This is a genomic window from Cytobacillus sp. NCCP-133 (assembly GCF_026011715.1).
In the GTDB taxonomy this organism is placed as follows: Bacteria; Bacillota; Bacilli; order Bacillales; family Cytobacillaceae; genus Cytobacillus.
Map to the genome: position 1 here is coordinate 39955 of NZ_BRVM01000006.1, position 10980 is coordinate 50934.

The window sequence follows — 10980 nt, forward strand, 5'->3', positions numbered from 1 at the left end:
GTTGAAGCCTACAGAAAAGGGAAAGCTGCTGCAGCGATACGTCGCACGACAAAAAAAACAGGATCGCTCTTCTTAAGGGAACTGCTTGCAGGATGAGCGAAACTATTAGAGAATATTAAGTATAAGTTTTAAGAAATTTCAGCTAATCTGCGGACTAAAAAAAGATTGATAGAAGTTCCAGTGAAGTAGCATTCAACTATAAAGGTGGTCTCAAATGGAATTATTGACGAATTTTCCTCTCTGGTCTGCTCTGGCAGCCATCTTCTTTGCCCAATTTGTAAAAGTGCCCATTCAATATTTTGCTACCAGGAAAATTGATTGGTCATTACTAACCAGTACAGGTGGAATGCCAAGCTCCCACTCTGCAGCGGTTACGGCCCTTTCCACTGGCGTTGCATTTGAAACCGGAATGAACTCGGCTGTTTTTGCCGTCTCCGCCGTTTTTGCCATCATTACCATGTTTGACGCTACAGGCGTCCGCCGACAGGCTGGAGAACAAGCAATCGTTTTAAATCAGCTTGTTGCCGATTTCAATAAGTTTGTTGAAGAAGCAAAGACTTGGCAAAAAAAAGAGGAGCAGGAAAAACAGAAGGAATTGAAGGAATTGCTTGGCCATAAGCCAATTGAAGTATTATTTGGAGGCTTAACCGGCATCCTGCTGACTTTAGCTCTTCATTATTTATTTTCCTGATAGGTGTGAATATAATGAAAATCCTTTCTTTATGCCCGAGCAATACTGAGTTAATGGAATACTTGGGATTTACTCATATGCTTGCCGGAGTGGATGATTATTCCGATTGGCCCGAACCAATTAATACCCTTCCACGGCTTGGACCCGATTTGTCCATTAATATGGATAAGGCAGAAAAACTTAATCCTGACCTTGTACTTGCATCTTTGAGTGTACCCGGCATGGAGAAAAATGTGGAGGAACTGAAGAGGAGACAAATCCCCCATATTGTCTTGAACCCGCAAAGCCTTGCAGATATTGAACATGATTTAATTGCTGTTGCCGAGAAAATCGGGAAACCTGAAGCAGGCATTTCTGCCGCTAAAAGCGTTCGGACAAAAATAGATGCTCTCCAGAAAATCTCCAGCACCCTAGACATTAAGCCCAGCTTATATTGGGAGTGGTGGCCAAAGCCTGTTTTTACACCTGGCCAGGTGAATTGGCTCACGGAAATCAGTGAAATTGCAGGTGCTGTTAATTTATTCAGTGATGTGGAGCTTGCCAGTGTGCAAACAGATTGGAACGATATACTGGAAAGAAATCCGGATTATATTTGCCTTGCATGGGTTGGTGTAAGGCGTGAAAAAGTGAAGCCGGAAATTGTACTGAAGCGTCCCGGCTGGAGCGGCCTGAAAGCAGTAAAACAGGGGAAAATCCTTGTCCTTGAGGAAGAGCTTTATTGCCGGCCTTCCCCTCGGCTCATTGAAGGTGCCGTTCGATTGGCTAAAAAGATCCATCCAGATGAATTTTCAGCATTATAAGAAAAGCGGAAGGCGCCCGCCTATCGGCAACAAGCATTAGACGATCCTCCCAAAAGGCAAAGGATGCCTTTTTGGGAGGATCGTCTCTGTGCTTACCTGGAGTGGGCAATAAGGAAAGCTACTTAGAATTATCATCGCAGAACAAGCGGTCTTTGGTTGTTCCGAAGACGCTTCCGCTTTTCTTTATTTTTGCTCTGTTTTAGTATACTGCTGCCTAAAAACCTGCATCGATTCATTCTCATTCAGTATTCTTAAATCTTCTTCCGTAAGGGTTCCGTTCCCCATCTCAATGATATAGACATCAAGCGTCTTTTTTCCCCAATTATTATAAACATCTTCAACTGTTTCATAATAAAGGTCCAGTTTATTCCCTTTAATAGCCCCGCCTTTATCAGCCACGACGCCATAGCCATAGTCAGGAACAAACAGGATTGTCCCAATCGGAAAAACATTTAAATCTGCTGCGACAGTAGAATATAAGTCTCGTTTCACTTTAACTCCTGAGTATGTAATGCCAAATGACGGGTGATCAGGATTTTTACCCGTGGATTCATAAAATGCCGTATACCCCGTCGCTACAACCTGCTTCGTCTGATATTGCGACCAGTCAATTGATTCCTCCAAAGTTGGAGGCTGGCTCGCTGCCGCTTCGCTGGCTGAAATCTTTGAATCCGGGATTGCTGCACGCTTTAAAAATTTTAATGCTACGCCAACCGACTTAAATGTATGGTCAAAACCTGATAGCTCTTCCTTGGTTTGATCAGCTGTACTTTGGTATAAGTTGACAATCGACCTTGCTTCCACACCTGAAATGGAATGAAATGTCGTAAATAATGCGCCTAAAAATAAAGCTGACATTATGGCACGTTTTGTCCATTTTTTTAATCTGTTCATCTAAAACACTCCTCCCAAAGTTATTCATTTCCCATCTTTCAGAGAAATATTCATAACTTTAAGGGAGAGAGAGCTTCGAGACTGCCCGTCCACACAGGGTCAAGCCAATGTTGCCAAGAGTTCGACAGACTTGAACACACTATTCAAAAAAAATAAAAAATCTCTGCCATCAGCAGAGATTTTGATCAAATTAGAACATCCGGTATCCTTTTTTGCGAAGAAGTCTGATTGTAATTCCGGCAACAACCGCTCCTGCCATCCCGCTGCTTAAAATAAGGATATCCGCGAGTGCAAGGCTGGTTAATTCTACACCAAGACTGGAGAATGCTTCACCAGCATTTTGGAAATATTCAATAAACCGTACTTTATCGATAATCAAGATTGCGATAATTGGATAGATAATAGCCATAATCCAGGACATTCTTAATAGCATATTCAAAATAAAGCCTATTCCAAAAAATAGGACAAAAAACAAAAGCATGGAAATAGGCAAAATAAAAATCGTCATTTGCATGGACTTGTTCCTCCCTTAGCACATCAATATTTAGTGTACTTAATGTGGGATAGGGAGTCAATAAGAATGTATATTAGCCATTGAGCCTCCAATTTGACTATAAAAAATGGGATGACTCGAAAAGAAAAAACTTCGCATGACGCGAAGTTTCGTCTTATTCTTTCTCTTTCCCTGTGCCGCCACAGCATGTGCAGGTTTCCGATCCACCTAAAAGCAATTGAAAATAACCTTTCCCTGAACAATACATACACTCTTTATTTTCATAATTCTTTGCTGCCATTTTATTCATCTCCTTAAGGTTTTTGTAACTGAATTTTCTGATAATATATCAAGAATCTGAATAAATGAAAAGCGCCAAATATCTTGAAAAAGGTTTAATGGAAACGCATACAAGCATGTTTTCCTTCTAAAATCTCGCTGTACCTTTAGATTTCAGAAAATTATAAAAATATTTTATATGCTGTATAACTAAATGTATCTCCAGGATTTACTCCGTCTATCAGTGGTTTAACAGATGATTCTGAAGCAGTCAATATATATTGGAGAAGGACAGATGCATCAGGGTCACCAGCCAGTTCCTTCGGTTCGCGATATTGCACATCGTAAAGCTCGCTCTCCTGGACTTTTAGGGATTGTCCTGGATCAGCTTCCAGCTTAAAAAGGATCATATTATCGCTGACTTCTCCTTTAATGACTCCTGTTCGCAAGCCGATCATGCCTTGAACTGTGCACTTCACACCGGTTTCTTCCTTAATCTCACGCACTGCAGCTTCATCTGCGGTTTCTCCCGGCTCCACAAACCCTGCAGGCAGCGACCATTTTCCTTTCAGACCGCCGTATTTCTTTTTCACGACAAGCCATTTGCCTTCTGGAGAAACGACAAGCCCAGAAACTGCCAGCCAAACCTTGCCTCTTTTATGCTCCACTCCCATAAGCAATCCCCCTTTTTAAAAATATTTTAACACGATATGACTGGGATTAATGAACATAAAAAAAAAGCGCAAGGCGCCTGGAGCTACACAGTTATCTAAGTTCAAAAGGATATAAATTCTGATATTATCAAAAAAGGGATAGACCAAAGGTCTATCCCCATCATGTATAAGAACTTTTATTAAAGAACCTTGAATTTACCTTTTTTCAAAACAAGGGATGGTCCGCCAACCATGTAAAGAGCACGATTATCAATCATTTTCTTCATAAATGAAGCTTTGGAGCCAACCATTTTTTTGCCGAATGCAACACCGATTGCATCGTCCTCGCCAAGGGAACATACAGTTCCTTTAATATCAGGTGTGAATGTTTCCAGTTCAGTTTTGTTGCGGATTAAAGCTGTTAGGTTTCTCGCACATACTTCACCTTGCTGCATGGCGATCTGAGCAGTAGGAGGGTATGGACGGTTAATTTCTTCATTAATAATTAAAGAACAGTCCCCAATGATAAACATGTTGTCATATCCAGGAGCCCTTAGATCCGGCTGAACTTTTACACGGCCGCGCATGGCCTCAATGCCTGAATTCTCAATAATGGAGTTTCCGCGTACTCCTGCTGCCCAGACGACTGTTCCAGCTTTAATTTCCTCTACTTCTTCTTCGCCTTTGCCCACAATGATGCCTTCAGGTGTAGCTTCTTTAATGGCAGTGCCAATCATGAATTGTACGCCTTTTTTCTCCAAGTGAGAAACAGCATAGTTAACAAGTTCGGGATCAAAACCAGGAAGAACCATTGGCGCTGCTTCCACACAAATTATTTTTACTTTGTGGTAGTCTACATCATATTCTTTGCAAAGTTCAGGAACACGGTTTGCCAATTCACCAAGGAATTCGATCCCTGTAAACCCCGCACCGCCGACAACAATTGTCAGGCGCTCATCCTTCTTCTCAGCTTCAGAATTGTAAGTAGCAAATTGATATTCAATATGCTCGCGGATTTGACGTGCTGCATTTACATTGACAATGGAGAATGCGTACTCCTTTAACCCTTTGATTCCAAACGTTTCCGGCTCAGCGCCAAGCGCCACAACAAGGTAATCATAGTCCATTTCGCCGTTTTCTAATATGACTTTCTTTTCTTCTGCTTTAATTTCAAGCGCAGTTCCCTGAACAAATTCAACCTTATTGCGATCAATAACATCTTTAATATCATAGCGTACACGATCATGATGAAGTGTTCCGGCTGATGCCTCATGCAGCCAAGTTGTTTCATAGTGGTAATCATTTTTATTCACCAGTACAATTTCTGCTTCATTTGTCCCTACAGATTTCTGAAGACGAGTTGCAACTATCAATCCGCCATAACCTGCACCCAGGATAACAATCTTTGGCTTTCTCAAATGTATCACATCCACCTTTATAAAATATTTTCTAATGTTCTTATTATCTTCCGCTGCTTTATCTATTTTATTGCAAAAAATAGATAAAAAACTTTGTGATGTTATTCACTAATAAGTGCAAAAAAATACCTCGAAATTGTCACAAAATAGTAACATTATTCCTACATTCATATTATTCTACTTCCAACTGTTTTTCAAGTCTTAATAAATAGTTGAAAACCTTAAATATTTTGAGAATCTTTTAAAGAACGTACGTGTTTTATATATATGTACTCGAAGAGCAGCTGTGTTTTTAGTTTTCATAATATTTACCATGATTAGTGAGGTTTTTATTGATTTATGTTAGAATTAAGAGTGGAATTTTTACTACATACTTGGGGGGATATAGCATGAAAGAAGATCAAAAGGTGTTTGACATAACCATTATTGGCGGGGGGCCAACTGGTTTATTCACTGCTTTCTACGGGGGAATGAGACAAGCTTCAGTAAAAATTATTGAAAGCCTGCCGCAGCTTGGGGGACAACTATCTGCTCTTTATCCTGAAAAATACATATATGATGTTGCTGGCTTTCCAAAAGTCCGCGCTCAGGAATTAATCGATAACCTGAAAGAACAAATGGCTAAATTCGAGCCAACTGTATCTCTTGAGCAGTCTGTAGAGAAATTGGAAAAGCAGGCTGATGGCACTTTTAAGCTAACCACCAACAAAGAAGTCCACTATTCCAAAACCATCATCATCACTGCTGGCAATGGCGCATTCCAGCCACGCCGCCTTGAACTTGAAAGTGCTGCACAATATGAGGGGAAAAACCTTCATTACTTTATTGATGATTTGAATCAATTTGCCGGCCAGAAAGTCGTTGTATTCGGCGGCGGAGATTCTGCAGTAGACTGGGCATTAATGCTTGAACCAATCGCTGATAATGTAACAATTGTTCACCGCCGCGATAAATTCCGCGCACATGAACACAGTGTAGAAAACCTCCAAAGTTCAAAGGTCGAAATCAAAACTCCTTATGTACCTGCAGAGCTTATCGGTGACGATGAAGGCATTAAGCAGGTTGTTCTTGAGGGCGTTACGTCCAAAGAAAAGGAAGTATTCGATGTTGATGCCGTAATCGTCAACTACGGTTTCGTTTCCTCCCTTGGCCCAATTAAAGAATGGGGTCTTGAAATCGAAAAAAATTCAATCGTTGTTAACTCCCGAATGGAAACAAACATCGATGGCATCTATGCTGCCGGCGACATTTGCACATACGATGGGAAAGTAAAGCTTATTGCCTGCGGATTTGGTGAAGCACCTACTGCAGTCAATCATGCCAAATCATTCATCGATCCAAAAGCAAAAGTCCAGCCAATGCACAGTTCTTCCATGTTTGGAAAATAAAGTGAAACTAACAATCAGCGGGGAGCTTTATCCCCGCTGATTGTTAGTAGAATCAATCGGGCCTTTACGGGCAGTTGGGCTCCCACTTTTACTCTTTCGATTTCTCTGAGTCTTGAAGAGAGAGCCTTACTGCCCGATATACTGCAAAAAAAAGGAAATAGGGTGGCCTTGGGTCCGCCCTTTTTACAGGAATGGATATGATTTGCGTCATCCGTATTCTTTTCTCCGTAATACAAGCATGGTTTGCGTCTTAACCTGTTTTTTCCGTCTCTGGTTTGGTTTTGCGTCCCATTTGAAAAATATGCGTCAGATTAGCACTCTTCTGGAGTACCAGTATTCGAAGCTGTGCGGAATGATGAACCGCAGCCGCAGGATGCAATGGCATTGGGATTATCGATGGTGAATCCGCCGCCCATCATGGATTGTTTGTAATCAATTTTTGTGCCTTTTAGTATCGGGGCATCTTCCTTGCTTACCAGGACTTGAATGCCATGGTGTTCTGCCTGGATATCACCTTCTTCCGCTTCATGAGCAAATCCCATTCCGTAGGAAAGTCCGCTGCATCCGCCACCTTTTACTGCTACTCTCAGGAATGCATCTTCTTCCTCATTCTGCTTCATCATTTCTTTTATATACAAAGCCGCTGCTTCTGTAATTTCCACTACTTGTTCCATTTCATTTCCCTCCTGTCCTGTATAGATACTTCTATATTCATAGTATATACAGTAAATGATATGTGCTCAACTCAAGAAGCTTAACGTCTTACTATCGATCTAGAAATTCTGCATATAAACTAGTTCTTTTCACTTAATAAACAACCATATCATGTTACAATAGTCATAATAATCCTTTCCCCAGGAGGTGCCATTCAAATGCAGACAATTGAGCCCGCTTACAACAAAAAATGTGCTTGCAGGTTCTGTAAAAAGAGTTTCACCACAAAAAAAATTCGCTCCAGATTTGTGAAAGTCTCCAGTTTTGACAGTGATTTTTGTCCAAATTATATTGAAGGCTTGAATCCTCTTCATTATTATATCCATACATGCCCAAATTGCGGCTATTCGGAATCAGATGACTTTTCACCATATTTTCCGCAGGGTGCCCTGGAACTCATCAAGTCTAAAGTGGCAGATGCCTGGATGCCTCATGACTACAGCCAGGAACGCAGTATTCAAGATGCAATTAGTACTTATAAATTGGCTATTTACAGCGGGACCTTAAAAAATGAGAAGCATATTACACTGGCAGGATTATATTTAAGGCTTGCCTGGCTATATCGGTCAATAAAAAACACTGTTCAAGAACAGCGCTTTATGAAGCTTGCCATTAAAGAATACATGGACTCCTATATGGGAGATGACTTTAAAGGATCTCAAGTATCTGAAACGAGGATCTTCTATTTGATCGGGGAGTTATCGAGAAGGACCCATCAAATTGACCAGGCAGTTAAATACTTCTCAAAAGTAATCGAAAAGCAAACCCATACAACTGAGCCCAAACTGATTGAAATGGCTAGGGAACGGTGGTATGAAATAAGAGAGGAACAAAAAACGGCATCTAACTAAAAAAAGCGCAGGGCGCCTTGCCCACAAAAGGAACGCAGACTAAGAACGCCACTTCCTGAGGCAACGTCTGCATGAACCCCCATCCTGGAGGCCTCAAGCACAAGCCAAGCCTCACTAAAAAGGCGTCCTTTGCCTTTTTGGGAGGTTGGCTTAGACCCAAGAGCCGATGGCGCTGGAGTTAAACAGTAAAAAGGAGCGAACACAGTTCGCTCCTTTTTACTGTTTAAAACATTGGATTTTCCTCCAAATATTGATATATATTTTCAACCAGCCCATCTGGTGTTTCCCCAGTAACAACATCACCGTTTACTAGCGCAAACAGAGTGCTTGCACATTTTCCGCAATAGCCCAAACAGCCATATTCAATGACATCAAGGTCATAATCTTTCTCGAGCATTTCCAGCGCTTTTTGAGAGCCGCTGGCCAAATTGCTGATGCAAAATTCGATGATTGGCTTAATCACATCTATCACCTCTCTACCCAATTAATGCTACCTTTTTTACAAGGATTCCGCAAGAAGAGGATGGGCTGCACATCCTTTTAACCGTGCAGATTTCTACCATTTTATGTCGTATATTGTCAAGTTTTCTTCTTATATGTGTTGTGATTTTGTCACAATTTCGTTATACTTTTTATGGATTGAGCTTATTCATATCATTTATTTATTTTTTTAAAATAATATGAAAACGTATAGTTCGGTGAGAAAAAGAGCTTGTTTCAGTTAAACAGTACGGACATAAAGGGGAATAATACTATGAAAAATCTTGTGATACTTGGCGGTGGCTATGGTGGAATGAGGGTGCTTGCACGTCTTTTGCCCAACCAGCTTCCTGAAGATGTCTCCATCACGTTAGTAGACCGCGTGCCATACCATTGCCTGAAGACAGAATATTACGCGCTTGCTGCCGGCACTATTTCCGATCAGCATGTACGTGTTGCTTACCCTGAACATCCAAGATTAACAATTAAATATGGAGAAGTAACAAATATCAGCATCGGGGAAAATAAGGTATATTTAAAAGATGAAGAGCCTGTTTCCTATGATGATATAATTATTGGCCTTGGCTGCGAGGATAAATACCATAACGTCCCAGGCGCTGATGTCCATACTTTTAGCATCCAGACGATAGAAAAGTCGAGAAAAACTTACCAGGTCTTGAATAATTTAACTCCAGGATCTGTGGTTGCAATAGTCGGTGCAGGATTAAGCGGTGTAGAACTTGCGTCCGAACTAAATGAAAGCCGTCCGGATCTTAAAGTAAAATTATTCGATAGAGGGAAGCATATTTTATCCGCGTTCCCTGAAAGATTAAGCACCTATGTAGAAAATTGGTTTGAATCACATAATGTTGAAATTATTAACCATTCGAACATAACAAAAGTGGAAGAGAATACCCTTTACAACCATGATGAAGCGATGCAATGCGATGCTATTGTGTGGACTGCCGGCATCCAGCCTAATAAAGTAATCCGTGATATGGATGTGGAAAAGGACCAGCAAGGACGCGTTGTTTTAACCAAGTATCACAGCCTTCAGGATAACGACCATGTTTATGTAGTGGGTGATTGCGCAAGCCTTCCTCACGCACCAAGTGCCCAGCTTGCAGAAGGACAGGCAGAGCAAATTGTTCAAGTCCTTCTGAAACGCTGGAAAGGTGAAGAACTTCCTGAGTCATTGCCCGTCATCAAGCTAAAAGGAGTTCTCGGATCTCTGGGCAAAAAGCATGGATTTGGTTTGGTTGCTGAACGGCCAATAACAGGACGTGTAGCCCGCCTGTTAAAGTCTGGCATCCTTTGGATGTATAAATACCATAACGGGTGAAAAAGGCTTTTTCGCCGAAAATTGCTGCTGTTAGAAATCATTCCCCGTTTTCCACAATGCTAATTAAAGTAGACGCCATAACCAGAAAAACAGATATTTGAGAAGTGTGACATGAAAAGAGCATCCACCCTTGGATGCTCTTTTCATGTCACACTTCCTGGTATCCGTATTTTTCCATTTCCGCATAAATCGTTTTCAATTTTGGATTTCCTTCGCCGACGATTTCGTTCTCAAGCAAAACGACCGGATAAAACATGTCTTCGTCAATAACACGCTGGGCAAATTCCTTTTTATCCGCCTCTTCAGGAGGGTTGTGGATATCCACATAGCTGATATAAAAAGGCTGATCTGCGTATTTTCGCGCCAGTGCGGCTTCCAGCCATTCGTAAGTCTCTTTGGATGATGGAAGGTTCACACAGCTTGGGCACAGCTGTGTCGCACCATAAACAACAATCTCTACTTCTTTTTTCAAATTAACTCCCCCTTTTACACTTTCCCTTCATAGTTTTATTTTACAATATATCCATACATCTAACATAAGAAAATATTTACCTAAAGTGTGGAAATTATGTTCTGGGAATAGATTTTTAGGATCGATTTGATTATAATAAATGTATGGAAAGGAGTCGATTTTACATGGCAGAACAAACGACTATGACTGAACAAGTTCAGGAAGTATTAGATAAATTGCGTCCATTCCTTCTTCGCGATGGCGGGGACTGCGAATTGGTGGATGTTGAAGACGGCATCGTTAAGCTTCGTCTTCTTGGTGCTTGCGGAAGCTGCCCAAGTTCAACGATTACGTTAAAAGCCGGTATTGAGCGCGCTCTTTTAGAAGAAGTACCGGGTGTAGTCGAAGTAGAACAAGTATTTTAAAGCGCAAGGCGCCTTGACCTCCCCCGACAAGCACAAGACGAGCCTCACGGAAAGGCATCCTTTGCTTTTTGGGAGGCTCTCCTGAAATGTGGAGGCGACTG

The 10980-nt window shown here is 41.3% G+C and carries 13 protein-coding genes and 1 pseudogene; 6 read left to right on the forward strand and 8 right to left on the reverse strand.

Annotated features, from left to right (window positions below; all coding sequences use genetic code 11):
• The first annotated feature begins 214 nt into the window (after positions 1–214).
• A complete protein-coding gene (locus NCCP133_RS09290) occupies positions 215–691 on the forward strand; it encodes a divergent PAP2 family protein (RefSeq protein WP_264804652.1) in 477 nt (158 codons plus the stop codon).
• 14 nt (positions 692–705) lie between these two features.
• Complete coding sequence (locus NCCP133_RS09295; RefSeq protein WP_264804653.1) at positions 706–1491, forward strand: cobalamin-binding protein; 786 nt, start codon at positions 706–708, stop codon at positions 1489–1491.
• A gap of 183 nt (positions 1492–1674) precedes the next feature.
• Here the strand turns inward: NCCP133_RS09295 and NCCP133_RS09300 are convergent, their stop codons facing one another.
• The 5 genes from NCCP133_RS09300 to NCCP133_RS09320 form a co-directional block, all read right to left on the reverse strand.
• Positions 1675–2385: a 3D domain-containing protein gene (locus NCCP133_RS09300; RefSeq protein WP_264804654.1), complete on the reverse strand. Its 711-nt coding sequence runs from the start codon at positions 2383–2385 to the stop codon at positions 1675–1677.
• A gap of 190 nt (positions 2386–2575) precedes the next feature.
• The gene (locus NCCP133_RS09305; protein WP_264804655.1) at positions 2576–2899 is read right to left on the reverse strand and encodes a YuiB family protein; all 324 of its coding nucleotides are present in this window, start codon (positions 2897–2899) and stop codon (positions 2576–2578) included.
• A gap of 154 nt (positions 2900–3053) precedes the next feature.
• The gene (locus NCCP133_RS09310; RefSeq protein WP_264804656.1) at positions 3054–3179 is read right to left on the reverse strand and encodes a YuiA family protein; all 126 of its coding nucleotides are present in this window, start codon (positions 3177–3179) and stop codon (positions 3054–3056) included.
• 160 nt (positions 3180–3339) lie between these two features.
• Positions 3340–3831, reverse strand: a complete 492-nt coding sequence (locus NCCP133_RS09315; protein ID WP_264804657.1) for an NUDIX domain-containing protein — start codon at positions 3829–3831, stop codon at positions 3340–3342.
• Between the two features lie 179 nt (positions 3832–4010).
• Positions 4011–5228, reverse strand: a complete 1218-nt coding sequence (locus NCCP133_RS09320) for an NAD(P)/FAD-dependent oxidoreductase (RefSeq protein ID WP_264804658.1) — start codon at positions 5226–5228, stop codon at positions 4011–4013.
• A 389-nt stretch (positions 5229–5617) separates the two neighbouring features.
• On the opposite strand from NCCP133_RS09320, the gene NCCP133_RS09325 reads away from it, so the two are divergent.
• Positions 5618–6616: an NAD(P)/FAD-dependent oxidoreductase gene (locus NCCP133_RS09325; RefSeq protein WP_264804659.1), complete on the forward strand. Its 999-nt coding sequence runs from the start codon at positions 5618–5620 to the stop codon at positions 6614–6616.
• Between the two features lie 311 nt (positions 6617–6927).
• On the opposite strand, the gene NCCP133_RS09330 is transcribed toward NCCP133_RS09325, so the two are convergent.
• Positions 6928–7290: a HesB/IscA family protein gene (locus NCCP133_RS09330; RefSeq protein ID WP_264804660.1), complete on the reverse strand. Its 363-nt coding sequence runs from the start codon at positions 7288–7290 to the stop codon at positions 6928–6930.
• A 198-nt stretch (positions 7291–7488) separates the two neighbouring features.
• Here NCCP133_RS09330 and NCCP133_RS09335 point away from each other — a divergent pair, with 198 nt between their 5' ends.
• Entirely contained in the window at positions 7489–8181 is a 693-nt protein-coding gene (locus tag NCCP133_RS09335) for a DUF2225 domain-containing protein (protein ID WP_264804661.1), read from the forward strand.
• 223 nt (positions 8182–8404) lie between these two features.
• Here NCCP133_RS09335 and NCCP133_RS09340 read toward each other — a convergent pair whose 3' ends face one another.
• On the reverse strand, positions 8405–8644 hold the full coding sequence (locus NCCP133_RS09340) for a YuzB family protein (protein ID WP_264804662.1): 240 nt from the start codon (positions 8642–8644) through the stop codon (positions 8405–8407).
• Between the two features lie 291 nt (positions 8645–8935).
• Between NCCP133_RS09340 and NCCP133_RS09345 the strand changes: the two genes are divergently transcribed.
• Positions 8936–10003 carry an NAD(P)/FAD-dependent oxidoreductase gene (locus NCCP133_RS09345; RefSeq protein WP_264804663.1) on the forward strand — a complete coding sequence of 356 codons (1068 nt, stop codon included), beginning with the start codon at positions 8936–8938 and terminating at the stop codon, positions 10001–10003.
• 148 nt (positions 10004–10151) lie between these two features.
• Here NCCP133_RS09345 and NCCP133_RS09350 read toward each other — a convergent pair whose 3' ends face one another.
• Positions 10152–10475 carry a YuzD family protein gene (locus tag NCCP133_RS09350; protein ID WP_264804665.1) on the reverse strand — a complete coding sequence of 108 codons (324 nt, stop codon included), beginning with the start codon at positions 10473–10475 and terminating at the stop codon, positions 10152–10154.
• 182 nt (positions 10476–10657) lie between these two features.
• On the opposite strand from NCCP133_RS09350, the pseudogene NCCP133_RS09355 reads away from it, so the two are divergent.
• Positions 10658–10879, forward strand: a pseudogene (locus NCCP133_RS09355) (NifU family protein); the annotation flags it as partial.
• Positions 10880–10980 lie beyond the last annotated feature (101 nt).